Source organism: Curtobacterium sp. MCLR17_039 (assembly GCF_003234745.1).
Taxonomy (GTDB): Bacteria; Actinomycetota; Actinomycetes; order Actinomycetales; family Microbacteriaceae; genus Curtobacterium; species Curtobacterium flaccumfaciens.
The window spans coordinates 50947-76963 of sequence record NZ_QKTF01000018.1 but is presented as its reverse complement, the minus strand read 5'-3'; the positions used below and the strand labels follow the sequence as shown (position 1 = coordinate 76963).

23 protein-coding genes and 1 tRNA gene are annotated in these 26017 nt (G+C 71.1%); 6 read left to right on the top strand and 18 right to left on the bottom strand.

Translation table 11 applies throughout. The features are described 5' to 3' along the window. Window positions 1-504: 504 nt before the first annotated feature. The 15 genes from tyrS to infC all read right to left on the bottom strand — a co-directional run bounded on the left by tyrS (window position 505) and on the right by infC (window position 16717). Window positions 505-1818: a tyrosine--tRNA ligase gene (gene tyrS / locus DEJ00_RS16630; protein ID WP_111058110.1), complete on the bottom strand. Its 1314-nt coding sequence runs from the start codon at window positions 1816-1818 to the stop codon at window positions 505-507. A 63-nt stretch (window positions 1819-1881) separates the two neighbouring features. Continuing rightward, window positions 1882-2580, bottom strand: coding sequence for a DNA-3-methyladenine glycosylase (locus tag DEJ00_RS16625; RefSeq protein ID WP_111058109.1), 699 nt, complete (start codon window positions 2578-2580; stop codon window positions 1882-1884). Beyond that, on the bottom strand, window positions 2577-4013 hold the full coding sequence (gene argH / locus DEJ00_RS16620; protein ID WP_111058108.1) for an argininosuccinate lyase: 1437 nt from the start codon (window positions 4011-4013) through the stop codon (window positions 2577-2579). Before argH ends, DEJ00_RS16625 begins: the two co-directional genes overlap by 4 nt. A gap of 38 nt (window positions 4014-4051) precedes the next feature. Then, window positions 4052-5248 carry an argininosuccinate synthase gene (locus DEJ00_RS16615; RefSeq protein ID WP_027466543.1) on the bottom strand — a complete coding sequence of 399 codons (1197 nt, stop codon included), beginning with the start codon at window positions 5246-5248 and terminating at the stop codon, window positions 4052-4054. Between the two features lie 18 nt (window positions 5249-5266). Continuing rightward, the gene (gene argF / locus DEJ00_RS16610; protein WP_111058107.1) at window positions 5267-6190 is read right to left on the bottom strand and encodes an ornithine carbamoyltransferase; all 924 of its coding nucleotides are present in this window, start codon (window positions 6188-6190) and stop codon (window positions 5267-5269) included. Next, window positions 6187-7410, bottom strand: coding sequence for an acetylornithine transaminase (locus DEJ00_RS16605; RefSeq protein WP_111058106.1), 1224 nt, complete (start codon window positions 7408-7410; stop codon window positions 6187-6189). The genes argF and DEJ00_RS16605 overlap by 4 nt, the downstream gene beginning before the upstream one ends. After that, a complete protein-coding gene (gene argB / locus DEJ00_RS16600; protein WP_111058105.1) occupies window positions 7407-8459 on the bottom strand; it encodes an acetylglutamate kinase in 1053 nt (350 codons plus the stop codon). Before argB ends, DEJ00_RS16605 begins: the two co-directional genes overlap by 4 nt. Next, window positions 8459-9658 carry a bifunctional glutamate N-acetyltransferase/amino-acid acetyltransferase ArgJ gene (gene argJ, locus DEJ00_RS16595; RefSeq protein WP_027466547.1) on the bottom strand — a complete coding sequence of 400 codons (1200 nt, stop codon included), beginning with the start codon at window positions 9656-9658 and terminating at the stop codon, window positions 8459-8461. Before argJ ends, argB begins: the two co-directional genes overlap by 1 nt. After that, a complete protein-coding gene (locus DEJ00_RS16590) occupies window positions 9655-10752 on the bottom strand; it encodes an N-acetyl-gamma-glutamyl-phosphate reductase (RefSeq protein ID WP_111058104.1) in 1098 nt (365 codons plus the stop codon). Before DEJ00_RS16590 ends, argJ begins: the two co-directional genes overlap by 4 nt. Before the next feature lie 77 nt (window positions 10753-10829). Further along, window positions 10830-13322, bottom strand: coding sequence for a phenylalanine--tRNA ligase subunit beta (pheT, locus tag DEJ00_RS16585; protein WP_111058103.1), 2493 nt, complete (start codon window positions 13320-13322; stop codon window positions 10830-10832). Then, entirely contained in the window at window positions 13322-14362 is a 1041-nt protein-coding gene (pheS, locus tag DEJ00_RS16580) for a phenylalanine--tRNA ligase subunit alpha (RefSeq protein WP_111058102.1), read from the bottom strand. Before pheS ends, pheT begins: the two co-directional genes overlap by 1 nt. 96 nt (window positions 14363-14458) lie before the next feature. Next, a complete protein-coding gene (locus DEJ00_RS16575; protein ID WP_071405146.1) occupies window positions 14459-15310 on the bottom strand; it encodes an RNA methyltransferase in 852 nt (283 codons plus the stop codon). Window positions 15311-15375: 65 nt separating this feature from the next. After that, the gene (gene rplT / locus DEJ00_RS16570; protein ID WP_017887975.1) at window positions 15376-15759 is read right to left on the bottom strand and encodes a 50S ribosomal protein L20; all 384 of its coding nucleotides are present in this window, start codon (window positions 15757-15759) and stop codon (window positions 15376-15378) included. Window positions 15760-15787: 28 nt separating this feature from the next. Continuing rightward, window positions 15788-15982: a 50S ribosomal protein L35 gene (rpmI, locus tag DEJ00_RS16565; RefSeq protein ID WP_017887976.1), complete on the bottom strand. Its 195-nt coding sequence runs from the start codon at window positions 15980-15982 to the stop codon at window positions 15788-15790. Between the two features lie 60 nt (window positions 15983-16042). After that, on the bottom strand, window positions 16043-16717 hold the full coding sequence (gene infC / locus DEJ00_RS16560; protein WP_081827403.1) for a translation initiation factor IF-3: 675 nt from the start codon (window positions 16715-16717) through the stop codon (window positions 16043-16045). 283 nt (window positions 16718-17000) lie between these two features. Between infC and DEJ00_RS16555 the strand changes: the two genes are divergently transcribed. After that, window positions 17001-17351 (top strand): DUF1844 domain-containing protein, encoded by a 351-nt coding sequence (locus tag DEJ00_RS16555; protein WP_027466553.1) that lies wholly within the window; start codon window positions 17001-17003, stop codon window positions 17349-17351. Between the two features lie 75 nt (window positions 17352-17426). On the opposite strand, the gene DEJ00_RS16550 is transcribed toward DEJ00_RS16555, so the two are convergent. Next, window positions 17427-18740, bottom strand: a complete 1314-nt coding sequence (locus DEJ00_RS16550) for a phosphotransferase (protein ID WP_220038889.1) — start codon at window positions 18738-18740, stop codon at window positions 17427-17429. A 128-nt stretch (window positions 18741-18868) separates the two neighbouring features. On the opposite strand from DEJ00_RS16550, the gene DEJ00_RS16545 reads away from it, so the two are divergent. The 4 genes from DEJ00_RS16545 to DEJ00_RS16530 all read left to right on the top strand — a co-directional run bounded on the left by DEJ00_RS16545 (window position 18869) and on the right by DEJ00_RS16530 (window position 24158). Next, window positions 18869-20341: a CHAD domain-containing protein gene (locus tag DEJ00_RS16545; protein WP_111058101.1), complete on the top strand. Its 1473-nt coding sequence runs from the start codon at window positions 18869-18871 to the stop codon at window positions 20339-20341. A gap of 19 nt (window positions 20342-20360) precedes the next feature. Next, window positions 20361-20816 carry a MaoC/PaaZ C-terminal domain-containing protein gene (locus DEJ00_RS16540; RefSeq protein WP_111058100.1) on the top strand — a complete coding sequence of 152 codons (456 nt, stop codon included), beginning with the start codon at window positions 20361-20363 and terminating at the stop codon, window positions 20814-20816. A 90-nt stretch (window positions 20817-20906) separates the two neighbouring features. Next, window positions 20907-22787: a glycoside hydrolase family 2 protein gene (locus tag DEJ00_RS16535; RefSeq protein ID WP_111058099.1), complete on the top strand. Its 1881-nt coding sequence runs from the start codon at window positions 20907-20909 to the stop codon at window positions 22785-22787. 150 nt (window positions 22788-22937) lie between these two features. Further along, window positions 22938-24158 (top strand): hypothetical protein, encoded by a 1221-nt coding sequence (locus tag DEJ00_RS16530; RefSeq protein WP_181440217.1) that lies wholly within the window; start codon window positions 22938-22940, stop codon window positions 24156-24158. Window positions 24159-24263: 105 nt separating this feature from the next. Here DEJ00_RS16530 and DEJ00_RS18320 read toward each other — a convergent pair whose 3' ends face one another. Continuing rightward, window positions 24264-25319: an amidase domain-containing protein gene (locus DEJ00_RS18320; protein WP_258373718.1), complete on the bottom strand. Its 1056-nt coding sequence runs from the start codon at window positions 25317-25319 to the stop codon at window positions 24264-24266. Window positions 25320-25426: 107 nt separating this feature from the next. Here DEJ00_RS18320 and DEJ00_RS16520 point away from each other — a divergent pair, with 107 nt between their 5' ends. After that, on the top strand, window positions 25427-25810 hold the full coding sequence (locus DEJ00_RS16520; RefSeq protein ID WP_071405149.1) for a hypothetical protein: 384 nt from the start codon (window positions 25427-25429) through the stop codon (window positions 25808-25810). Window positions 25811-25882: 72 nt separating this feature from the next. Here DEJ00_RS16520 and DEJ00_RS16515 read toward each other — a convergent pair. Then, window positions 25883-25958 (bottom strand) — tRNA-Ala (locus tag DEJ00_RS16515). Between the last annotated feature and the right edge of the window lie 59 nt (window positions 25959-26017).

Genomic DNA, 26017 nt, shown 5'->3' with positions numbered 1-26017 from the left:
CAAAAGGAATTGCTTCATGACCCAGTCAGCAAGCCGACCAGGCACGAGGTCAATCAATAAATTGGCATTGACAATGTGCACGCTGTTGAGTTCTCAAGGACCAGACGCACTTGCCCCTCGGCTCGAGTTCGAGCTTCAGCCACAAGGCTTGTGTTCTTGGCTTGCCACCGGTGGTTCGTCGGACCCGGAGGTCCAGTGGCTCATCCCGAGGGGAGAGAACCGGTGGGCTTGTCATCCTAGGCGTCGAAGCGATCCGGCGCAAGGCCCGATCTGAACTTCAGTGGAGGATGGTCCCGCTTGAGGGCCGACGTGCTCTGGGCTTTCGCTCCAGCCGCTCCGCCGCACCTTTGGGGTGACGAGTAAGAACTATACGCAGCCCTGAGCGAGTGCGCCAAGCCAGCCCCCATCCCGGGCGTGTCGCGTTGTGCAACACACGTCGCCCGGACGCAGCGATGCCCGGTTCCACAGGGGAACCGGGCATCACAGGGGGTCGAGCAACCGGGGTCAGGAGAGGGTCACGCCGGCGAGGGTCTTCTTGCCACGACGCAGCACGAGCACTCCCCCGGGCAGGGCGAGGTCGGACAGCGGGGCGGCCGGGTCTTCGGCCCTGACGTTGTTCACGTAGACGCCGCCCTGGTCGATCGCGCGGCGGGCCTCGCCGAGGGACTTCACGAGTCCGGTCTCCACGAGTGCGCGTGCGACGTCCGCTCCGGAGTCGAGCGTGACCGTGCCCGGCAGCGCGGCGATCGCCGACCGCAGGGTCTCCGGGTCGAGCGCACCGAGCTCGCCGTTGCCGAACAGCGCGGCCGCGGCGTCGATCGCCGCCTGGGTCGCCGCCACCCCGTGCACGATCGAGGTGACCTCGAACGCCAGGGTCCGCTGGGCCTCTCGTCGGAAGGGTTCGTCGGCGACGGCCTGCTCGAGTCGTTCGATCTCGGCACGCGTCAGGAACGTGAACTGCCGCAGTCGGGCGATGACGTCGGCGTCCGCCGTGTTGAGCCAGAACTGGTACAGCGCGTAGGGCGAGGTCATCTCGGCATCGAGCCAGATCGCGTTGCCCTCGCTCTTGCCGAACTTCGTGCCGTCGGAGTTCGTGATGAGCGGGGTCCCCAGGGCGTGCACCGTGGCCCCTTCGGCACGACGGATGAGCTCCGTACCGGAGGTCAGGTTGCCCCACTGGTCCGAACCGCCGGTCTGCAACGTGCACCCGTACTGGCGCCAGAGCTCGCGGTAGTCGAGCCCCTGCAGGATCTGGTAGCTGAACTCGGTGTAGCTGATCCCCGCATCGGAGTTCAACCGCGCGGCCACCGCGTCCTTCTTGAGCATCGAGTTGACGCGGAAGTACTTGCCGACGTCACGCAGGAAGTCGATCGCGGACAACGGTGCGGTCCAGTCGAGGTTGTTCACCAGGCGGACGCCGTTGTCGCCGTCCGGACTGAGGAACCGGGACACCTGTGCCTGCAACCGGGACACCCACTCCGCCACGGTCTCCGGGGTGTTCAGCGTCCGCTCGGCCGTGGGACGGGGATCGCCGATGAGACCGGTCGACCCACCCACCAACGCGAGCGGCTTGTGCCCGGCGAGCTGCAGCCGGCGCATGGTCAGCAGCTGCAGCAGGTTGCCGCAGTGCAGCGACGGCGCCGTCGGGTCGAAGCCGCAGTAGTACGTGATCGGCTCACCGTCGAGGGCCTCTTGCAGCGCGGTCTCGTCGGTCGAGACCTGCACCAGACCGCGCCACTGCAGTTCGTCCCACACCGAGTCGAAGGCGGGGTCGTTCTGCTGGCGCGTCAGGACGTCTTGAGCGGTATCACTGGACACCCCGCCATCGTAGCGGCGACGGACGTCCGGCAGGCGCGGCAGCCGGGAGGCCCGGGGCCGGGTTCAGGAGTCGACGGCGCCCTTGTGCCGTCGGTACGTCGAGACCGTGGGGTCACCCGTCAGCCAGAAGCGCCAGGGGTACCGCACCCCGCCGGCGATGCCGCCGACGCCGGTGCGCGGGCCGCGGGAGATCCGCGGGACCGCAGCGCCCGCGGGCGGACCGGCCAGGGTCTCGGACAGGAGCTCGTCGACCACGTGGGCCGGTCCGGCGGAGGCGAGCCGGGCCTCCAGGCCGGGGGCCAGGGTGAGCACGAACGGACCGGACCCGTCGAGGAGCGACGTGCCGTCGTCCTGCCCGAGGACCGCTCCGAGCGCACCACCGAGGTTGCCGGGCCCGCGTGCCAACGCGACGTCCGCGACCTTCGAGCCGCGACGCGCTCGCGCGACGTCCAGTCCTTCGACGACCTCGGCACCGCGTAGCAGGGAGCCCGACGAGGTTCCGGCCGGCCCGCTCACGACGTTGACGCAGGTGTGGATGCCGTACGAGCGGTAGGCGTACAGCGTGCCGGGCGGACCGAAGAGGTGGCGGTTGCGCTCCGTCATCCCCCGGTGTCCGTGTGAGCCGGGGTCGGTGGGGCCGGAGTAGGCCTCGACCTCGGTGATGCGGAGCGCCACGCCGCGCCCCGCGATCGTCGCACCGAGCAGGGCCGGCGCGACGATCGGGGCGGGCTCGGCGAGCAGCGCGGCGATCCCCGGGGTCATCGCGAGAAGGGTGCGCCCTCGGCCAGGTCGCGGACGCGGCGGGTGACGGACGCGAGCTGCTCGGCGACCCGGTCGGGTGCGGTGCCGCCGACGCCGGAGCGCGATGCGACGCTGCCTTCGATGGTCAGGACGGAACGGACGTCGGGCGTGAGGTGCTCGGACACCGACCGGTACTCGTCGTCGGTCGGCTCGTCGAGCTCGATGCCGCGCTCCTCGCAGTACCGGACGAGCGCGCCGGAGACCTCGTGCGCATCCCGGAACGGGACGCCCTGACGGACCAGCCACTCGGCGACGTCCGTCGCGAGCGAGAAGCCCTGCGGCGCGAGCTCGGCCATCCGGTCGGTGTCGAAGGTCAGGGTCGCGATCATGCCGGTGAACGCGGGCAACAGGACCTCGAGCGTGGCGACGGAGTCGAAGACCGGCTCCTTGTCCTCCTGCAGGTCGCGGTTGTACGCCAGCGGCAGTCCCTTGAGGGTCGCGAGGAGCCCGGTCAGGTTGCCGATCAGGCGCCCCGACTTGCCCCGGGCGAGCTCGGCGATGTCCGGGTTCTTCTTCTGCGGCATGATGCTCGAGCCGGTCGAGAACGCGTCGTGGAGCCGGACGAAACCGAACTCCTTCGTGTTCCAGAGGATGACCTCTTCCGACAGGCGCGAGACGTCGATGCCGATCTGCGCGAGGACGAACGCGAACTCGGCGACGACGTCACGGGCTGCCGTGGCGTCGATCGAGTTGTCCGCCGGACGGTCGAAGCCGAGCTCCGCGGCGATCGCGGCGGGATCGAGGCCGAGGGAACTGCCCGCCAGCGCACCGGCACCGTACGGGCTGACGCTCGCGCGGCCGGCCCAGTCGCGGAGGCGCTCGAGGTCGCGGACGAGCGGCCAGGCGTGCGCGAGCAGGTGGTGGGCCAGGATCACCGGCTGTGCGTGCTGCAGGTGCGTGCGCCCCGGCATGATCGCGGCCGGGTGCTCGGTCGCCTGCTGGGTGATCGCGTCGACGAGGTCGATGACTAGTCGGCCGATGCGCCGCCCGTGGTCGAGCATGTGCATGCGGCCGAGGGTGGCGATCTGGTCGTTGCGGCTGCGGCCGGCACGGAGCTTGCCGCCGAGCTCGGGACCGAGGTCGGCGATGAGCAGGCGTTCGAGGGCGCCGTGGACGTCCTCGTCGGAGTCGTCGGGCTGCAGTGTGCCGTCGACGTGCGCCGCTTCGAGCCGGTCGAGGCCGGCGAGCATGCGTTCGAGCTCGTCGGCGGTCAGGTAGCCCGCGGTGTGCAGCGCTCGGGCGTGGGCACGGGACCCCGCGATGTCGTAGGGCGCGAGCTGCCAGTCGAAGTGCGTCGACTTCGAGAGCGCGGCGAGGGCCGCACTCGGGCCGTCGGCGAAGCGGCCGCCCCAGAGGGCACCGGTGTTGGTGGCGTCGGTCTTCTCGTCGGTCATGTCGTCCTGCGTCGTTTCGTCTGTGGTGCGGCTGTCGGTCAGTTCGCCGCGTCGCGGCGGGCGGAGATCTTGCTGGGCAGTGACCAGAGCTCGATGAACCCCCTGGACACGGACTGGTCGAACGCGTCGCCGGTGTCCGACGTCGCCAGGTCGAAGTCGTAGAGGCTCTGCTCCGACCGACGGCCCGTCACGGTGGCACGCCCGCCCTGCAGCCGCAACCGGACGTCGCCGGAGACGTGCTGCTGGGTGTGCTCGACGAAGGCGTCGAGGCTGCGCTTGAGTCCACCGAACCACAGGCCGTCGTAGACCAGGTCGGCCCACTCGGACTCGACGCCGCGTTTGAACCGGGCGACGTCGCGCTCGAGGGTGAGGCTCTCGAGCTCCTCGTGCGCGGCGATGAGCGCGATCGCGGCGGGCGCCTCGTAGACCTCGCGCGACTTGATGCCGACCACCCGGTCCTCGACGACGTCGATCCGCCCGACGCCGTGCTTGCCGGCGACCGCGTTGAGTTCCTGCACCATGCGCAGCACGCTGAACCGCTGCCCGTCGAGGGCGACCGGGACACCACGGTCGAAGGTGATCGTGACCTCGTCGGCCTGCTGCGGGAGCGCCGGGTCCTGCGTGGTCGCGTAGAGGTCGGCGGCGGGGGCGTTCCACGGGTCCTCGAGGAGCCCGGTCTCGACGGCTCGGCCCCACACGTTCTGGTCGACCGACCACGGCTCCCGCTCCGAGTGCTGGATCGGCAGCCGGTGCTCCTGGGCGTACGCGATGGCGCGGTCGCGGGTCAGGGCGAGGTCCCGCACCGGGGCGACGGTCCGCAGATCCGGTGCGATCGCCGCGACGGCTGACTCGAAGCGGACCTGGTCGTTGCCCTTGCCGGTGGAGCCGTGCGCGACGCTGTCGGCACCGAGTTGCTTCGCCGTCAGCGCGAGGTGCTTCGCGATGAGCGGGCGGCTCAGTGCCGAGACGAGCGGGTACCGCTTCTGGTAGAGCGCGTTGGCCCGAAGCGCCGGCACGATGTACTCGTCGGCGAACTCGTCCTTGGCGTCGACGACGAGTGACTCCACGGCGCCGCAGTCGAGCGCACGCTGCCGGACCGCCCCGAGGTCCTCGCCGCCCTGGCCGACGTCGACCACGAGTGCGACGACGTCCTTGCCGGTGGCGTCGCGCAGCCAGCCGATCCCGACGGAGGTGTCGAGACCGCCGGAGTACGCAAGGACGACGCGGTCAGCCACTGGTGATCGGTCCGTCGGCTAGTCGTTGGCGAGCAGCCAGGCCAACAGCGCCTTCTGGGCGTGCAGACGGTTCTCCGCCTCGTCCCAGATGATGCTGCGCGGGCCGTCGATGACGTCGGCGGTCACTTCGAACCCACGGTCGGCCGGCAGGCAGTGCATGAAGACGGCGTCGTCGGCGGCGTGCGCCATGAGCGCGTCGTCGACGCGGTACCCCGCGAAGGTGTCGAGACGCGACTGCTTCTCGAACTCCTTGCCCATCGACACCCAGGTGTCGGTGACGACCACGTCGGCACCCGCGACCGCGGCCACCGGGTCGGTCACCACGAGGACGGAGCCACCCGTCACGGCGGCGCGTTCCTCGGCGTCGGTGACGACCTGCGCCGACGGGGAGAACTCGGCGGGGGCGGCGACGCGGACGTGCATGCCCGCCGTCGCCCCGGCGAGCAGGTACGACTGCGCCATGTTGCTCGCGCCGTCGCCGATGAACGCCACGGTCTGCCCGGCGAGGGCGCCGCGGTGCTCACGGATGGTGAGCAGGTCGGCGAGGAGCTGGCAGGGGTGGAAGTCGTCGGACAGCGCGTTGACGACGGGGACCGTCGTGCCGGCGGCCATCTCCTCGAGCCCGGCCTGGCCGTAGGTGCGCCACACGATCGCCGACACCATGCGCTCGAGCACGCGGGCGGTGTCCGACGGGGTCTCCTTGCCGCCGAGCTGGCTGTTCGCCGTCGAGATGATCAGCGGGCTGCCGCCGAGGTCGGAGATGCCGACGTGGAAGGACACCCGGGTACGGGTCGACGACTTGTCGAAGATCACCGCGACGCTCTGCGGACCGGCCAGCGGCTTCTCCGCCCAGCGGTCGGCCTTCATGCGGTCGGCGATGTCGAGGATCGCGGACTGCTCGGCCTGGCTCAGGTCGTCGTCGCGGAGGAAGTGGCGGGTCATGCGGTGGGCTCCTGCGCTGCGGCGACGGCCGCGAGGCTCTGGGCGAGGATCGACAGGAACTCGTCGATATCGGCGTCGGACACGATGAGCGGCGGCGCGATGCGCAGGCTCGACTCGTTGGGGGCGTTGATGATGAGGCCACGCTCGAGGGCGGCTGCGTTGACGGCCGGACCGATCGGACCGGTCAGACCGACGCCGATGAGCAGGCCGGTGCCACGGACCTCTTCCACCAGCGGGGAGCCGATGGCGCTGATGCCGTCACGGATCCGCTCACCCTTGACCACTGCGCCGGCGACGAGGTCGGCGCGCTCGATCTCCTGGAGCACCGCGTTGGCGACGCGGGTGCCGAGCGGGTTGCCGCCGAAGGTCGAACCGTGCTGCCCGGCCGAGAACAGGTCGGAGGCCCAGCCGAACGTGACGAGGGCGCCGATGGGGAAGCCACCGGCGATGCCCTTGGCGACGGTGATGGCGTCCGGCGTCACACCGTGGCCCTGGAACGCGAACCAGTTGCCGGTCCGGCCGACACCCGTCTGGATCTCGTCGAGGATCAGCAGTGCGCCGTGCTCCGCGGTCAGTCGGCGTGCCGCCAGCAGGAAGCCCTCCGGCAGGTCGACCACGCCGGCCTCGCCCTTGATGGGTTCGAGGATCAGGGCGGCGACGGAGTCGTCGATCGACGCTTCGAGCGCCTCGATCGAGGTGTCGATGTGCTCGACACCCGGGATCATCGGCAGGAAGTCCTGCTGCAGCGCGGGCTTGCCGGTGAGCGCGAGCGCGCCCATCGTGCGGCCGTGGAAGCCCTGCTTGAGCGCGAGGATCCGGGTCTTGGTGCCGTCCGCACCCTTGTTGAGGCGGGCCAGCTTGAACGCGGCCTCGTTCGCCTCGGCGCCGGAGTTGCCGAAGTACACGCGGCCCGCGTCGCCCGCGCCGGTGATGCGCTTGAGGCGCTCGGCGAGTTCGAGCTGCGGCGGGGTGGCGAAGTAGTTCGACACGTGCACGAGCTTCGCGGCCTGGTCGGCGATCGCCTCCACCAGGGCGGGGTGCGCGTGGCCGAGCGAGTTCACCGCGATGCCGGCGAGGAAGTCGAGGTACTCGTTGCCCTCGACGTCCCAGACCCGGCAGCCCTGGCCGCGCTCGAGCATGATCTTCGGCGGGGTCAGGGATCGCATGAGCGACGCCCCGAACCGGTCGTTCCAGGTCTCGGTCTGCGTCTCGGTGCTCACTGCTGGTGTCCCTTCTCGTTCGTACCCGCCACGTGCTGGCCGGTACTGCTGTCGATCGACGGCGACGCCACGCGACGGCCGATCTCGGCGTGGGTCATCTGGTTCTCGGTTCGTCGGCTCGGATCCGGGATCACCTCGGTACCCGCACCCCGCAGGGTGAAGACCTCGAGCAGGATCGAGTGCGGGATCCGGCCGTCGATGATCGTCGCACCGCCGACCCCGCCGACCACGGCGTCGAGGCACGCGGTCATCTTGGGGATCATCCCCGACTCGAGGCTCGGCAGGAGCTCGCGGAGCTCGTCGACCGCGATGAGGTCGACGATCGAGTCACGGTCGGGCCAGTTGCGGTACAGGCCGGGGACGTCGGTGAGCATCATGAGCTTCGAGGCCCGGAGCGCGATCGCCAGGGCACCCGCCGCAGCGTCCGCGTTCACGTTGAGCGCCTGGTCGGGGTGTGCGTCGTCGATCGCGATGCTCGAGACGACCGGGATCCGGCCGGCCTCGATCGCGGCGAGCACACCGGACGGGTCGACGTGGGTGATGTCCCCGACATGGCCGAGGTCGTACTCCTGCCCGTCGACCACGACGCCCTTCTTCTCGCCGGTGAACAGCGATCCGCCGTCGCCGAACACGCCGACGGCCAGGCCCTCGCCGTGTTCGTTCATCAAGTCGACGATCTCGCGGTTGACCTCGCCGGCCAGGACGTCGCGGACGACCGTGATCGCCTCGGTCGTCGTGACGCGGTAGCCGCCGCGGAACTCGGACTCGATGCCCTGTTCCTTGAGGGCGGCGGAGATCTGCGGCCCCCCACCGTGCACGACGACCGGGTGCAGGCCGGCGTAGCGCAGGTAGACCATGTCCTCGGCGAAGGCGCGCTTCAGGTCCTCGTTCACCATGGCGTTGCCGCCGAACTTGACCACGACGACCTTGCCCGAGAAGCGCTTGAGCCATGGCAGCGACTCGATGAGCGTCGCCGCCTTGACCGCGGCGAACTCGTGTTCTTCTTCCTTCGTGAGGGGCGTGCCGGCCCCGTTCGTGTCGGCCGCCATCAGCTGGAGTACGCGCTGTTCTCGTGCACGTAGTCGTGCGTGAGGTCGTTGGTCAGGATCGTGGCCGAGTGCGTGCCGACACCGAGGTCGATGCGCACGTGGGTGTCACGCGGGGTCAGGTCGACGGAGTCGCTCGGCTCGTCGGGTGCGCCCGCGTGGCAGACCCGGACGCCGTTCATGCTGACGTCCACCGCGTACGGGTCGAACTCGGCGTCGGTGGTGCCGATCGCTGCGAGCACCCGGCCCCAGTTCGGGTCGTTGCCGAAGACCGCAGCCTTGAACAGGTTGTTCCGGGCGACGCTCCGACCGACGGTCACGGCGTCGTCCTCGGTCGCGGCGTGCACGACCTCGATCGCGATGTCGTGGCTCGCGCCCTCGGCGTCCTGCTGCAGCTGGCGGGCCAGGTCGGCACAGACCGCGGTCAGGGCCTCCTGGAAGTCACCGACCTCGGGCGTCACGCCGCTCGCACCCGACGACAGCAGGACGACGGTGTCGTTCGTCGACATGCAGCCGTCGGAGTCGACCCGGTCGAACGTGATGCGGGTGGCGGCGCGGAGCGCCTGGTCGAGCTGGTCCGGCGTCTGCACGGCGTCCGTCGTGATGACGACGAGCATCGTCGCGAGGCCCGGGGCGAGCATCCCCGCACCCTTGGCCATGCCGCCGACGGTCCAGCCGTCCTCGGTCACGACGGACTGCTTGGCCTTCGTGTCCGTCGTCATGATCGCGGTGGCCGCATCCGGACCGCCGTCGTCGCTGAGTGCAGCACTCGCCAGGTCGACGCCACGGAGCACGTTGTCGCGGAAGGTCTGGTCGCCCACACCGATGAGCCCGGTGGAGCAGACGACGACGTCGCCGGCCCCGATCCCGAGGGCGTCGCCCACGGCTTCGGCCGTCAGGTGCGTGGTCTGGAAGCCGAACGGGCCGGTGAAGCAGTTCGCGCCGCCGGAGTTCAGGACGACGGCACGCGCGACGCCGTCACCGACGACCTGGCGGGACCAGATGACGGGGTGCGCCTGGGCCCGGTTGCTGGTGAAGACGGCGGCCACGGCCGCGTCGGGGCCGTCGTTGACGACGAGGGCCACGTCCGGCTTGCCGCTCGTCTTGAGACCGGCGGTGACGCCGGCGGCGCGGAAGCCCGCTGCCGCGGTGACGCCCTGGAGGCCCGGCTCGGTCTGGGTGGTCGTGCCTGCGTCGGTCACGGTGCGACTCCGTCCACGCTGAGGCCCGTGGTCTCGGGGAGACCGAGGGCGATGTTCGCCGACTGGACGGCGGCGCCCGCCGTGCCCTTGGCGAGGTTGTCGAGCGCGGTCACCGCGACGACACGGCCGGCGGCCTCGTCGACGGCGATGCCGACGAGCGCGGTGTTCGCACCGATCGTGTCCGCGACCCGGGGGAACTCGCCCTCGGGCAGCAGGTGGACGAACGGCTCGTCGGCGTACGCCTGTTCCCAGGCGAGTCGGACGTCGCGTGCGCTGACGCCGGGCGAGAGCTTCGCGGTGGTGGTCGCGAGGATCCCCCGCGACATCGGGACCAGGACCGGCGTGAACGAGATCGTCACGTCGGAGGCCCCCGCGACCTGCAGGTTCTGCTGGATCTCGGGGACGTGCCGGTGCGAGCCGCCGACGGCGTACGCGCTGGCGGACCCCATGATCTCGGAGGCCAGGTAGGTGGTGCTGAGCTTCTTGCCGGCACCGCTCGGGCCGACGCTGAGCACCGCGACGAGGTCGTCGGACTCGACGAGACCTGCCTGGATGCCCGGCTGGATGCCGAGCGTCACCGCGGTGACGTTGCAGCCGGGCACCGCGATGCGCTTCGTGCCGACCAGGGCGGAACGCTGCTTGCCCTGCGAGGCGATGTCGTCGACCTCGCGCCATTCATCGGCCGAGCCCGGAGTGGGCGCCGCGAGCAGCAGCTCGGGCAGCCCGTAGGTCCACGCGCCGAAGTAGTCACCGCCGTAGAACCGCTCCCACGCCGCCGGGTCCGTCAGACGGTGGTCCGCGCCGCAGTCGATGACGAGCGTGTCGTCGCCGAGTTTCGCGGTGATCGCGCCCGACTGCCCGTGCGGCAGTGCCAGGAACACCACGTCGTGCCCGCGCAGCGTCTCGGCCGTCGTCTCCGCCAGGGTCAGGTGCGACAGTGAACGGAGGTGCGGCTGCGTCGCGATCAGGGGCTGTCCGGCGTTCGAGAACGCCGTCACCGTCCTGACCTCGAACTCGGGGTGGGCGGAGAGCACGCGCAGGAGCTCACCACCCGCGTAGCCGGAGGCTCCCGCCACGGCGACGGATACGGACATGGGATTCCACCTTTGGTCGGACTGGTCGTCGAGAGAGTCGGAGGCGGCGACCCCGGGCGGTGCTGATCCCGTGTGGGTCAGTCGCGCAGGGTCGCCCCGAATCGCTCGCCGGCACGTCGGACAGCGCCGTCACGGGCCTCGGTGGCCTCGGCAGCGGTCAGCGTGCGGTCCGTGGCACGGAAGCGCAGGGCGAACGTCAGGGACTTCTGTCCCTCGTCCACGCCGGAGCCCCGGTAGTCATCCACGAGCCGAGCATACTCCAACAGGTCTCCGGCGCCAGAGCGCACCGCACCCAGCACGTCACCGGCCGGCACGTCGGCGTCGACGACGAGCGAGAGGTCCTGCGTGGCTGCCGGGTAGGAGACGATCGGCGCGACCGCGACGAGTTCCGGGGCCGCGGCGACCAGTGCGTCGAGGCCGAGCTCGACGACCGCCACCACGCGGGGCAGGACGGCGGCCTCGGCCAGTTCGGGCAGGAGCTCTCCGGCGACGCCCACGACCGTGCCGTCGACGAGCAGCGACGCGGCGCGGCCCGGGTGCAGGGACGGGTGGGTCGCCTGCGCGACGGTGAGTTCGACACCGACGGCCCAGGCGACCTGGCGGGCCGCATCGATCGCGTCGGCGATGCCGAACGGTTCTGCCGTGGTGCCGGGCTGCTTGACGACCCGGTGGCCGGTGAGCAGTGCGGCGACGTGGAAGGGCTGGGCGGGCAGCGAGGCGTCCAGCGCCTCGAGCGTCGCACGGTCGGGCCGGGCGGCGCCCGCCGGGACCTCGTCGGTGCCGAGCGTCACGCCCGTCACCGGCAGGAACACCCGGGACGTCTCGTAGAGCGCGACGTCGACGAGCCCGCGCGACACGTTGCGGCGGGCGGCGTCGACCAGGGCCGGCACGCCGCTGCGGCGCAGGAGGTTCTGCTCGCTGTCCAGGGCGTTGGCGAGCACGACGCTCGGTCCGCCCTGCGGGTCGATCCCCGGGTAGGCGTCCTGCGTGGCCGCGGACACGAACGGCGCCGTGACGACCTCGGTCAGGCCCGCCGCGGCCAGCGCCGAGGCGACCCGACGACGAGCCTGCTGGTGCCGGGTCAGGCCCCGACCGGGAGGAGCGACCGGCAGCACGCTCGGGATCCGGTCGTAGCCGACGATGCGCGCGACCTCTTCGACGAGGGTGGTGTCGTCGGTCAGGTCGGGACGCCAGGTGGGCGGGGTGACCGTGAGCTGCTCACCGTCGGCCTCGACCGTGGCGCCGATCGCGCGGAGTGTGTCGATGACCTCGGCGTCGGTGTACTCGACGCCGACGAGCTCGGCCGGACGCGAGAGCCGCATCGTCACGGTCGCCCGCGGCTCGGTGTCGACGAGTGTCGACCCGAGGGCGTCAGCGGTGCCGCCGGCGAGCTCGACGAGGAGCTCGACGGCACGGTTCGCCGCGGCCTCGGCCACCTGCGGGTCGACACCACGCTCGAAGCGACGGGATGCCTCGCTGGGGAGCTTGTGGCGACGAGCGGTGCGGGCGATGGAGACCTGGTCGAACCCGGCGGCCTCGATCAGGACGTCGGTCGTGCTCGCCGAGATCTCGGTGCGGGCTCCGCCCATGACGCCGGCGAGGCCGACGGGACCGTGGTCGTCGGTGATGACGAGGTCTTCGGGGTCGAGCTTCCGGACGGTGCCGTCGAGGGTCTCGAGCGTCTCGCCAGCGGCCGCCCGGCGCACGCCGAGGCCGCCCGCGACGGTCTGCAGGTCGTAGCCGTGGAGCGGCTGGCCGAGCTCGAACATGACGTAGTTCGTGACGTCGACGGGCAGTGAGATGGAGCGCACCCCGGCTAGCGACAGACGCGACACCATCCAGGACGGTGTCTTCGCGGCCGGGTCGATCCCGCGCACGACACGCGTGACGAACGTCGATGCTCCGGCCCGACCCCGGATCGGGGCCTGGTCGTCGATCGCGATCCGGAAGCCCTCGGCCGTGCGCGGCGCGACGCGGTCGACGGGGTCGTGGAAGCTGGCTCCGGTGGCGTGCGCGTACTCACGGGCGACCCCGCGCATGCTGAGCACGTAGCCGCGGTCCGGCGTGACGTTGATCTCGACCGCGGCGTCGTCGAGGCCGAGGAGCGCGATGGCGTCGGCACCGACGGTGGGGTCCATGCCGAGGTCGGCGAAGCGCAGGATGCCGTCGTGCTCGTCGCCCAGCCCGAGCTCGCGGGCCGAGGCGATCATGCCGTCGGACACGTGCCCGTAGGTCTTGCGGGCTGCGATCGGGAACGGCCCGGGCAGGACTGCGCCGGGCAGCGTGACGACGACGAGGTCGCCGACGTCGAAGTTGTGCGCGCCGCAGACGATGCCGCGGGGCTCGGCTTCGCCGACGTCCACCTGGCACCAGTTGATGGTCTTGCCGTTCTTCTGCGGCTCGGGGACGCGCTCGAGGACCCGACCGACCACGATGGGTCCGGTCAGGTCGAAGGTGTGGACGTCCTCTTCCTCGAAGCCGACCGACACGAGCGCCGCGTGGACGTGCTCGAGGGTGACGTCCTCGGGGAGGTCGACGGACTCACCGAGCCAACGGAGTGGGACGCGCATCAGACCACCGTTCCGAACTGCTGCGAGAAGCGGATGTCGCCCTCGAGGAAGTCACGCATGTCGTTCAGGCCGTTGCGGAACTGCAGTGTCCGCTCGATGCCCATGCCGAACGCGAAGCCCTGGTACTCGTCCGGGTCGATGCCGGCGGCACGCAGGACGTTGGGGTTCACCATGCCGCAGCCACCCCACTCGACCCACCGCGCGCCACCCTTGGCGTTCGGCTGCCAGACGTCCATCTCGGCGCTGGGCTCGGTGAACGGGAAGTAGTTCGGGCGGAGCCGGATCTGCGCCTCGGCGCCGAACATCTGCCGGGCGAAGTGCTCGAGCGTGCCGCGCAGGTGCGCCATCGTCAGGCCCTTGTCGATCGCGATGCCCTCGACCTGGGTGAAGACCGGCAGGTGCGTGGCGTCGAGCTCGTCGGCACGGTAGACGCGACCCGGCGCGATGACGTACAGCGGGAGGTCACGCGACAGCAGCGACCGCACCTGCACCGGCGAGGTGTGGGTGCGCATGACCAGGTGCCGGTCGACGGGCTCGACGAAGATCGTGTCCGCCATGGCCCGGGCCGGGTGGTCCTGGTCGAAGTTCAGCGCGTCGAAGTTGAACCACTCGTGCTCGAGCTCGGGGCCTTCTGCCACTTCCCACCCCATGCCCACGAAGATGTCGGCGACGGCTTCGTTCAGCAGCGAGAGCGGGTGGCGGGAGCCGGTGGCGCGGTGGACCGGCAACGCGGTGACGTCGACGCGCTCGGCTTCGAGCCGGGCGCGCTCCTCGGCCACCGCGAGGACGGAGTCCTGCTCGGCGATCGCCGCGTTCACCCGCCCACGGGCCTGCCCGACGAGCTTGCCCGCCGCGGCCTTCTGCTCCGGCGGCACACTGCGCATCGATGCGTTCATCCGCGCCAACGGTGACTGCTCACCGGTGTGCTCGGCCCTGGCCTGCTTCAGTTCTGCGACCGTCGTCGTGGCACGGACGGCGGCGAGGGCCGCGTCCACCGCGTCGGCGACGGCCGATTCGCTGATCTCGAGAGGTTCTGACACGAGACCCAAGCCTACCGGCCGTCGGGATACCACCCACCTGCACCGAGCGGACGGTGGATGGCCGACGCCGACGACCGGCCTGGGGAGGGACGAGGGTCAGCTCCGGAGCGCGAAGGCCGACTCGTACAGGCACACCGACGCGGCTGTGGCGAGGTTCATCGACTCCGCCTGCCCGTAGATCGGCACCTTGACGGCCCGGTCGACGAGCGCCAGGTCGTCGGCGGTCAGTCCGCGGGCCTCGTTGCCGAAGACCCACGCGGTCGGTCCGTCGAGCATCCCCTCGGCTCGGACCACCGGCAGGTCGTCGCCGGAGACGTCCGCCGCGAGCACCGTGTAGCCCAGGGCCTTCGCCCGCTCGATCGTGTCCGCCAGGGTCACGCCGACGGACACCGGGACGTGGAACAGGGACCCGGTCGTCGACCGGACGACCTTCGGGTTGTACGGGTCGACCGAGCGTCCGGTCAGCACCACCGCGTCGGCGCCGGCCGCGTCGGCGGCCCGGATGATCGTGCCGGCGTTCCCCGGGTCCCGCACCTCTTCGAGGATGGCGACCAGTCCGGGCAACGCGGCCTGCTCGTCGGACGCATCTCGGGCCTCCCGGTCGGCGGCGGCCGCAGCGCGGTCCGGGAAGACGTCCTTCACCGACGTCGGGAACTGCTGGCACACCGCCACCACGCCCTGCGGGGTGACCGTGTCGGCCATCGCGTCGAGCACCTGCTCGGTCACGAACCAGGTGTCCACCGGCGCGTCGTCGAGCCCGTAGCGGGCAGCGGCGGTCGGGGTCACGTAGAGCTCGCGCAGGAGCTCCGGGGCGTACTCCAGCGCTTCGCGGACCGCTTGGGGCCCTTCCAGCAGGAACAGGCCGGTCTCGGCCCGGACGTCCTTCTTGGCCAGGGCCGCAACGGCCTTCACGCGTCCGGCACGGGGGTTCTCGAGGAGATCGCTCACGACCCAAGTCTAGGAACGACGAAACCCCCGCCGTGCGGCGGGGGTTTCGCGAGCAGAAGAACTGACTACGCAGCCTTCGGGGCCGAGGTGTCGGCCGGGAGGGCCTTCTTCGCGGTCTCGACGAGCGCGGTGAAGGTCTCGGGGTTGTTCACCGCGAGGTCGGCGAGGATGCGACGGTCGACCTCGACGCCGGCCAGGTTGAGACCCTGGATGAGGCGGTTGTAGGTCAGGCCGTTCGCACGGGACGCAGCGTTGATGCGCTGGATCCAGAGGCGACGGAACTCGCCCTTCTTCGCGTGACGGTCGCGGTACGCGTAGACGAGGGAGTGGGTGACCTGCTCCTTGGCCTTGCGGTACAGGCGCGAACGCTGGCCGCGGTAGCCCTCGGCGCGTTCGAGGATGACGCGGCGCTTCTTGGCGGCGTTGACCGCTCTCTTTACTCGTGCCATTGCACTATTCCTTTACGATCTGCGGGGCTCAGTGGCCGAGGAGCTTCTTGACGTTCTTCGCGTCACCCTTGGAGAGGACCTGGTCCTCGTTCAGGCGGGCCTTGCGCTTGGAGCTCTTGACCTCGAGGTTGTGACGCATACCGGCCTGCTGCTTCATGATCTTGCCGGTACCGGTGACCTTGAAGCGCTTCTTCGACCCGGAGTGGGTCTTCTGCTTGGGCATGGTGGTGCCTTTCCGTGGGATGGATGGGGGGCCGCGTCGTTGCGGGGTCGGTCCGGGGACCTATTCGGCCGCGGCGTCCGTGGATTCCGCGGCTGCCTCGGACGTGGAACCGGCCTCGGCCTCGTCCTTGCCCTTCGCGGCGTGCTCGGTGGCACGACGCTCGGCCTTCTGTGCAGCACGCTTGGCGTTCTGCTCGCCCTTGACGTCGGACTTGTTCTTGAGCGGGGCGATGATCATCGTCATGTTGCGGCCGTCCTGGGTCGGACGCGACTCGACGACACCGAACTCGGCGATCTCTTCCGCGAACTTCTGGAGGAGACGGACACCCTGCTCCGGACGCGACTGCTCGCGGCCACGGAAGAGGATCATCGCCTTCACCTTGTCGCCACCGAGGAGGAACCCCTCGGCACGCTTGCGCTTCGTCTCGTAGTCGTGCACGTCGATCTTCAGGCGGAAACGGACCTCTTTCAGGTCCGTGTTCACCTGGTTGCGACGAGCTTCCTTGGCCTTCTGAGCGGCCTCGTACTTGAACTTGCCGTAGTCCATGATCTTGGCCACGGGCGGCTTCGAGTTCGGCGCGACCTCGACCAGATCCAGTTCGGCTTCCTGCGCGAGACGCAGTGCCATGGCGATCGGGACAACGCCGACCTGCTCACCCTGCGGTCCGACGAGTCGGACTTCGGGAACGCGGATTCGGTCGTTGGTACGGGGATCGGTGATGCGGAGCTCCTTCAATCAGGTGGTGGCCGTCCGGGGCGTTTGCCCTGGACGACAGCACGAGAGAGGAGATCTGACGCACGGGATGTCAACCCGTTCGGCAGCCGCCCTGCATCGGATCCGTGGGATCCGACCGACGAGCACAACACGTGCACTCGCGGAGCGGTGGTGACCCGGTAGCCTGGTGGAACGCGGCCGCGGGTGGGAGAGACTCCTCTTTCGTGACACCGTCCGGGTGTTGTCGAGGAACTGACGGCACACGGACAGCATCTGCCGCGAGCAAGCCTAGCAGAGGAGCACCGTGAGCGACACCCCGATCGACGACACCGGCATCGACGCCGCCAGGGACATCGCGGAGGTGCCGGCGGTCGAACTCATCAACACCGTTGCGGTGCACCTGCTCAGTGCCGCGGCCGTGAAGGTCGGCCTGGCCGACGACCCGCAGGAACAGACCGACCTGGACGAGGCGCGGAAGCTCATCACCGCGCTGGCCGGCCTGGTCACCGCCGCCGCGACCGAGATCGGCGACCACCACGCCCGTCCGCTCCGCGACGGACTGCGGTCGCTGCAGCTCGCCTTCCGCGAGGCGTCGGCGATCCCGGACCCGATCGGTGCCGGACCGGGCGAGAAGTACACGGGTCCCGTCAACTAGACGACGTCACCCGGTGACGGACCGGAGGCCCGTGGCGGTGTCGCCACGGGCCTCCCGTCCGTCCGTGGGTCGCGCTCAGGACCCGCTGTCGCCGACCAGGCGCGCGACGGCCGCGAGCGGGATCCCGACCCAGTCGGGTCGGTTGCGTGTCTCGTAGACGACCTCGTAGACCGCCTTGTCGAGCTCGAAGGCGTCGAGCAGCGCGCTGTGGACGGCGAGGTCCGCGCCGGTCCCCTGCTGGTAGCCCTCGAGGAAGCGGGCTCGCGCCTCGGCTGCCCACGAGGCGGCGTCGACCGGTTCGGCATCGTGTGCCAGCGCGCCCGCCACGTAGTCGAAGGAGCGCAGCATGCCCGCGACGTCGCGCAGGGTGACGTCCGGCAGCGAGCGTTCGTCGAGGGGGCGGAGCGGCTCGCCCTCGAAGTCCAGGAACACCCACCCGCGGGGGTCCGGTGCCGACAGGACCTGTCCGAGGTGCAGGTCACCGTGGATGCGCTGCAGATCCGGCCACGTCGCGTCAGCGGCACGGGCGTAGACCGCGCGGATGGCGTCGATGTGGTCGGCGACGGCCGGGGCCTCGCGGGCGGCGGTGTCGAGTCGGGCGTGCATCGTCGCGACGGCGGCGTCCCGTCGGGGCGCGTCGGCCGGTTCCGTCGGCAGCGCTCCGGCGAGGGTGCGGTGCACGTCGGCGAGCGCGGTGCCGAGCTGCTCGGCGCGGTCACCGAACGGGGTGCCGGCCTGCGCCTCCTGCAGGGCGACGCGCCAGGCGTCGTCGAGCCCGGGCAGGAACTCCTGGGCGAAGGCGAGGTGCCCCGTCGCCGTGCCGTCCGGGCGTCCGACGTCGGGCCAGTCGGCGCGGAGGGCGCCGTAGACCCGCGGCACGCGCGTGCTGCCCGCCGCCGTGAGGGCGAGCTGCGTGGTCACGTCGGGGTTGTCGCCGTGGTGCAGCACGCGGAAGACCTTGATGATGACGCGGTCCCCGGACTCGGTGTCGCAGATGACCGACGTGTTGGACTGCTCACCCGTCAGGACGCGGGCGGCGGTGACCCGGCCGATCGGGCTGAGGCTGTCCGGTGCCCCGTCGATGCGTGCGGCGAGCGCCGAGACCCATGCGAGGTCGGTGGTGGCGTCGACGATCGCGCCGTCGGGGTTGCTGGTGATCGGTGACTGGTAGAGGACGGGGACCGCGGGGGCCTCGTCGAGCACCAGCCGGGTCCCGTCCTCAGTGGAGATCGTCCGGAGGCGTGGCACGGACCCCTTCGAGGCGTACCAGCGGCGGTCGGCGATCCAGGACTCGAGGTCGCGGTCGCTCGGCGTGCTGGTGGGGGCCGTGGTGTCGGGGGCGCTGGTGTCTGCGCGGGTGTCGGGGGCGCTGGGTGCTCCGTCGCTCATGCAGCGGAACCTACGCGCCGGGGCCTGGCGAGGTGCCGAGTCCCCCACAGGACACCCCGGCCAGGACTCCGTCCACAGAACCCCGTTGCCCCCGGTCTGACACGGGTGCGTCGGACGACACTTGCGGCATGCCCCGATCCGCTGCCGCTCCTGCCTCCGCCGCTGACGCTGCACCTGCGCTCCCCGACCCCCGCCGGACCTGGCGGATCCTCGACGACCGCAGGCTCCCCGCACTCGAGCCGTTCGCCGCCGACGTGCGCCGTCACGAAGCGGTGACGGTGCGCGAAACGGTGTGGGACTCCGACGACCGGGTGCTCGCCGCCGAGGGTGTCGTGCTCACACGCTCGCCGGACGGCGACTGGACGATCGACCGGGGCGGGCACGGGACCGGCCCGGAGCCGCTCGGGGGCGTGTCCGACGATCCCGCGCGAGACGCCGTCGAGGTGTTCCTGCGTGGTCGTCCCCTGCGGACGGTCCTGGTCCGTGACACCACCACGACGCTCGTGACCCTGCGCGGCGGGGACGGCCGGGTGCGGGCCGAGGTCGCCGACGTGCGCGTGGACGACGGCGACCCGGACACCACCGTGCTGCGGTCGTCGCGGTGGTGGGCCCTGACGGACGACGGACGCGACGGTGGCACGGCTCGAGCGGCCGAACGAGCGCTGCACGACGCGGCGACCGATCCCGTGGACGTCGCGTCGGTTCCGCTCCCCCGCGGCCCCGAGCCCGCTTCGGAGCACCGACGCGGCCGAGCGAAGCGCCCCCGGCCGGACACGGCCGCCGGGTTCGTCCTGCGAGTGCTCGATGCCCTGCGGCGTGACCTCGTCGCGGTGGATCCCCGGGTACGGGCCGACGAGCCCGAGGCCGTGCACGACCTGCGGAAGGTGCTGCGCCGCCTGCGGAGTGTGCTCGCGGCGTTCCGCGGCGCGCTCGACCGCCGGGCGACCGAGGAGCTCCGTGCCGCCCTGGCCCAGACCGGTCGGGTCGCCGGGACCGCTCGCGACGCCGAGGTGCTGCACGCCGGCCCGTCCCGGTCGGCGGCACGAGCCCCCGACGGGTACGTGGACGCCGAGACCCTGGAGCGCATCGGTTCGGCGACGGCGGAACGTCGCAGCGTCACCGCTGCTGAGCTCCGGCGAGCGCTGCGCTCCGACGCCTGGTTCCGGACGCTCGACGCCCTCGACGACCTGCTGCTGCGGGCACCGGCCGGCCCGCACGCGGACGACGACGCAGCCGCGTTCGTCACCAGGCGCATCCGGCACGAGCGGGCACGCGTCGGTCGGCTGCTGGGCGATCCCATCGACGACCTCGACACCCTGCACGAGGTCCGGAAGGCCGCGCGCCGGTTGCGCTACGCGCTGCAGGCGGCCGGGGACCTGCCCGACGTCGGCAAGCGTCGGCTCGGACGGCTGCGACGGGTGCAGGAGACCCTGGGCGAGACGCTCGACGCCGCGCACGCAGCCGATGCGTACCGAGGGCTGGCCGCTGTGGCAACGCAGCACGGCGAGGACACGTTCGGGTACGGCGTCCTGGTGACGACCGAGCTGGCGGCCAGCGCGCAGGGCCTGCACCGATCGCGGAAGCTGCTCGCCCGACTCTGACCGGTGCGAGAATCGGGCCGTGCCGCACTACTTCGAGGACCTCGCTGCCGGACAGACCTTCACCACACCGGGGCGCACCATCACCGAGGCGGACGTGGTGTCGTTCGCCTCGTGGACGAACGACAACAACCAGGTGCACACGGACGTCGAGTTCGCCGGGAAGACCCGGTACGGGCAGCGGATCGTGCACGGGCTGCTCGGCACCTCGCTGTGCCTCGGGCTCATCGCGCGCACGGGCGTGTTCGAGGGGTCCGCGGTGGCACTGCTCGGGATCGACCAGTGGCGCTTCGCCGAGCCCGTGTTCATCGGGGACACCGTGACCTGCACCGTCGAGGTCCTGGGCACCCGGCTGACGAGTTCGGGCACGACCGGGATCGTCGAGCGGGCGGTGGCGCTGCGGAACCAGCACGGCGTGGTCGTCCAGCAGGGACGGATGGACGTCATGGTGCTCACCCGCGACGCCGCGATCGACTGAGCGACCGCTCGACGAGAGCCCCGCCGAACCTGTTCCGCGCAATCCCGGCTCGCTCTTTACAACGATGTACCGACACGGGAGCATGGACGCATGAGCACGCTCGACGGCACCGTGGCCGCACCTGACTCCGCTTCCGCCCCCGGCCTCCCCCTCGCTTCGCGGCAGGACGGCACGTACCCCCGGCCGCAGATGCTCCGCACCGCGTGGGCCGATCTCGACGGCACGTGGTCGTTCCGGAACGACGGCGACGACCCCGCCTGGCACACGGGCTTCGCCGACGCACGGGACATCGTCGTCCCGTTCCCGCCCGAGTCCCCGGCCTCGGGCATCGACGAGCCCGGCTTCCACCCCGTGGTCTGGTACTCCCGTGCGATCACCCGCTCCGAGCTCGACGCCGCCGGGTTCGGCGACGGCGCCCCTCGACTCGTCCTGCACTTCGGCGCCGTCGACCACCGTGCCCGCGTCTGGATCGACGGGCAGTTCATCGGCGGACACGAGGGCGGCCACACCCCGTTCTCCTTCGACGTCACGGAAGCGCTGGCCGCCGACCCCGACGCCGTGCACACCCTGGTGGTCCGCGCCGAGGACGACCCGCACGACCTGACCCAGCCGCGCGGCAAGCAGGACTGGCACGAGGACCCGCACGCGATCTGGTACCGCCGGACCACCGGGATCTGGCAGACGGTCTGGCTCGAGGCCGTGCCGACCGCCTCGATCGCGTCCCTGCGCTGGACGAACGTCGACCACGCGACCATGCGCCTGACGGTCCGGCTCGACGGGCACCGCACCGGCGGGGAGCGCCTGCGCGTCGAGGCCCGCTGGGACGACCGCGACGAGCACCTCGCCACGATCGAGACCACCGTCGGCGAGACCGGCGACGAGTTCGACGTGGTCGTGCCGATCGCACGGCAGACGAACGGGCAGGCCGAGGACGAGCTGCACTGGACGCCGGACACGCCCCGGCTGATCGACGCCACGGTCACGCTGCTGCCGAGCGCCGGCAACGCCACGACAGCGAGCACGGGCGCGCTCGACGCCGTCGCCAGCTACTTCGGGATCCGGACGGTCGGGGTCGACGGCGGCGCGTTCCTGCTCAACGGCCGACGCCACGACGTCCGCAGCGTCCTGAACCAGGGCTACTGGCCCGAGTCGCACATCGCCGCCCCGTCCCGCCAGGCACTCCGCCGCGAGGTCGAACTCATCAAGGAGCTCGGCTTCAACGCGGCCCGCAACCACCAGAAGATCGAGGACCCGCGGTTCCTGTACTGGGCCGACCGACTCGGAGTCATGGTGTGGGGTGAGGCTCCCGGCGCCTACGCGTTCTCCCCCCGCGCCGTGCAGCGTCTGATGCGCGAGTGGATGGACGCCGTCGAGCGTGACGCCTCGCACCCGTCGATCGTCACGTGGGTGCCCGCCAACGAGAGCTGGGGCGTGCAGCACATCGCCACCGACCCGGCCCAGCAGGCCTACGCCCGGGCCCTCGCCGACGTCACGCGGGCGTTGGACCCGACGCGTCCGGTGATCTCGAACGACGGGTGGGAGCACACGAACTCCGACATCGTCACGATCCACGACTACGAGGGCGACGGCCCCCGGCTCGGGGCCACCTACGCGGACGAGACCGCACGGGCTCGACTCCTCGGTGGCATCGGTCCGGCGGATCGCCGCATCCTGGTCGGCGGCGCCGAGGACCTCGGCCAGCCGGTCATGCTCACCGAGTTCGGGGGCGTGAACTACCAGCCGGGCGTCCAGCGCGAGGACGGCTGGGGCTACACGTCGGCCAGCGACGGCGACGACTGGGTCGCCCGCATCACCGCGCTGTACGACGCGATCCGTGCGAGCTCGTTCCTCGCCGGGTCCTGCTACACGCAGCTCACCGACACCATGCAGGAGACCAACGGCCTGCTCAACGCCGACCGGTCGCCGAAGGTGCCGATCGAGCAGATCCGTCGCGCGGTCACGGGGCGCTAGCCGGGAGGCCCGCACTTCGTGAGCAGTAATGGTCGGGTCCGGCAGACGGACCCGACCATTACTGCTCACGATGCACACAGGTTGCCTCGCGGCGGACGCGGGACGGCCCGCGATGCGGGGCGCGGCCCGCGGTCTGGGAGGATCGGGCGGGTGACGAACGTGGCGGAAGCGAGCCGGGCCTCCAGGCGGGGGTTCCGCAGCCTGCTGACCGGACGGCGCAGCGCCTGGACCGCACCGCTGCTGATCTGGGCGGGCTCGCGGGTGGTCAGCACCGTGCTGCTGGCGACCGTGTACCTGCTGGCGAGCGCGAACGGCTGGCCGTTCGCCTCGTACCGGCAGGATCCCTCGTTCTTCACGTTCTCGGGCTCGTGGGACGCCTCGTTCTACCGGATCATCGCCGAGCACGGGTACCCGGCGACGCTGCCGACCGATGACTCCGGGCACGTCCTGCCGAACGCGTGGGCGTTCCTGCCGGTGTTCCCCGCGGTGGTGCGGGTCGTGATGACGCTGACCGGAGCGTCGTTCTGGGTCGCCGGGGTCGTGGTGGCGTCGATCGCCGGAGCGGGCGCCTGCGTGCTGCTGTACCGGCTGGTGCTCGCCGTCGGGTGCTCGCACCGGGCCCGCTGGGCGACCGCACTGTTCGCGTTCGCGCCGACGGGGTTCCTGCTGCAGGTCGCCTACGCGGAGAGCCTGCTGCTCGTGCTGCTGTTCGGCGCCCTGCTCGCCCTGGTCCGGCGACGGTACTGGCTGATCGCCCCGCTCGGTGTCGTGGCGGCGTTCACGAAGCCCGGGGTCCTCGCGCTGGCGCTGGCACTGGCCGTGCACCTGGTCCTGCGGTGGGCGGCCTGGCGCCGGCAGCAGGACGCGTTCCCGTGGCGCGACCGGATCGCGATCGTGGTGACCGGCATGGTCGTCGCGGCTGCGGGACTGGCGTGGCCCGTCATCGCGACGGCCGTGACCGGGCGACCGAACGCGTACCTGGACACCGAGCTGTCGTGGTGGGTGGGGTTCGTCGGTCGCCAGCACTTCGCGCCGCTGACGCCGTGGTTCACGATGGCGTCGACGTGGCTCGGGCCGCTCGGCATCGGACTCGTCGTGGTGGTGCTCGCCGGCGCGGTGTGGTTCTTCTCGCGCCGGAGCACCCGGGCTCTGGGCACCGACGTGCTCGCGTTCACGGCGTCCTACGGGCTGTACCTGGTGGCGGTGTTCCTGCCGCAACAGTCGTTGCCGCGGTTGCTCATGCCGATGGCGCCATTGCTCGGGTCGGACGTGTTCGTGGGGACGCGGCGGCGGGCGGTGACGTGGCTGGTCGTCGGGGTGTGCCTGCAGCCGGTCGCGATCGTGCTGCTCTGGTTCCTCGGGTACCCGTGAGCGGTGCTGGTCGTCGACTCTGCAAGACACCGGTGTTCGCCGGTTGAACACGCGCAGACCGCGGTGCGACGTGCGAACACCGGTGTCTTGCGGGCCTGGTGAGCGCTACGCGTCGAACGTGTGGAACCAGGCCGATCCGCCGGGGTGCTGCACCGTGATCATCTCGTCGAGGTCGCGGTAGGGGCCGTCCTGGTTGTGGCTCGCCGACTTGATGCGGATGGTGCCGTCGGGCTCGGTGAAGACCTCGGACACGATGGTGGTGTGGTCGGGTGAGCCGTTGGCGTTCCAGTCGAAGAACACGATGTCGCCGACCTTGACCTTGTCGCGCTCGTCCGAGGAACGCCGGGTGAGCCCGAACTCGCCCGCGTTGTCCGCGAGCCAGGGGTCCATCGTCGGGCAGTAGGTCCACGTCGCGCTGTGCTCGGCACCGGCGGCCCGGTTGTACCAGTCGGACCGCTGCTCCCACCCACGGGCGATGAGGGTCTGGCTGACGTAGTTCGCGCAGTCGCCACCGATGGGGTTCATCGTGCCGTACTCGGCGAGGTTGTAGTCCTTCCAGTACCGCATCGCGTAGGCGAGCTGCCGGTCGACGTCGGTCAGTGCGGCGTAGGCGAGGGTGGTCGAGGCGACCGCGCTGCCCGCAGCGGGCGTCACTGCGGCGGTCGGCGTCGGTGATGCGGTCGCGGTGTCCTGGGTGGCGCCGCTCTGCCCGTCGTTCGCGGCGCTGCCGTTGCCGTCGGAGGACTGGTTCGCCGACGGGGTCGGTTCGATCGCGGACGTGAAGAGTGCGACGTCGGCGTCGCCGGCCGTGTACATCGCCTGGTGCGGGGCCGTGAAGGTCACCTTCGACGCGGTGGCCTGCACGTCACGCGCCGCGACTCCGCCGACGGTGACGCCCTTGACGGCGGCGAGTCCGGTCCCCGCCACGGTGACCGTGACGCCACCGACGAGCGGGACCTGCGCCGGAGCGAGGGACTTCGCGACGGGCTTCGCGGTCGGTGCGGACGAGGCGTCCCCACCGGAGCTCCCGCGCCCGCCGCCCGAGCCCTTGCCCGAGTCGCCGCCCTCGTCGCTGCCGGAGGAGCACGCCGCGACGGCGAGCCCGATCCCGGCGACGCCGGCGAGGGACAGGAGTGCGCGGCGGTTCATCGAGGCAGTCATGACACGACCAGCGTAAGCGACACCTCCGTCGTTCCGACACGGCATGATCGTCTTCGGGGGCGAGCGTCCTCCGTGTCCCAGCGGACCCGTTCGGAAGGAACACACACATGCCCGAGAGCCACGACTTCTTCGTCGCGACCGACCCCGAGACCGCCCGTGCACAGGTGCGCGAGGCCCTGTCCCGCGAGGGCTACACCGTCGACGACGCCGAGCAGGGTGCACTCCGTGCGACCCGCGGCAGCCTCGGCCTGACGCTGCTCATCGGTGGCATGGCGAACGACCGCACGTTCCACACCCGCCTGGACGTGCAGATCATGATCGCCCCGGACGGCCGCACCGTCGCCCGGCTGTTGCGTGGCTCGGGCAAGTCCGCGATCAAGGGCGGAGCGCTCGGCATCTCGCGCGGCAACCGGGCCTTCGAGCAGGCCGCGAACGCGATCCACACCACCTTCGCGCAGTCCGGCGTGCTGACGGAGAGCATCGCGGGCTGACGCCCGACGAACAGCCCGACCACGGCAGAACGGCCCGGAACCTGTGGGTTCCGGGCCGTTCGTGTTGCTACCTGGTGGAGCTAAGGGGATTCGAACCCCTGACCTTCTCATTGCGAACGAGACGCGCTACCAACTGCGCCATAGCCCCAAGTGCTCGATCACATTAGCACCCTCGGTCGGCCCAGCCGAAATCGCCGGTGGCCCGTC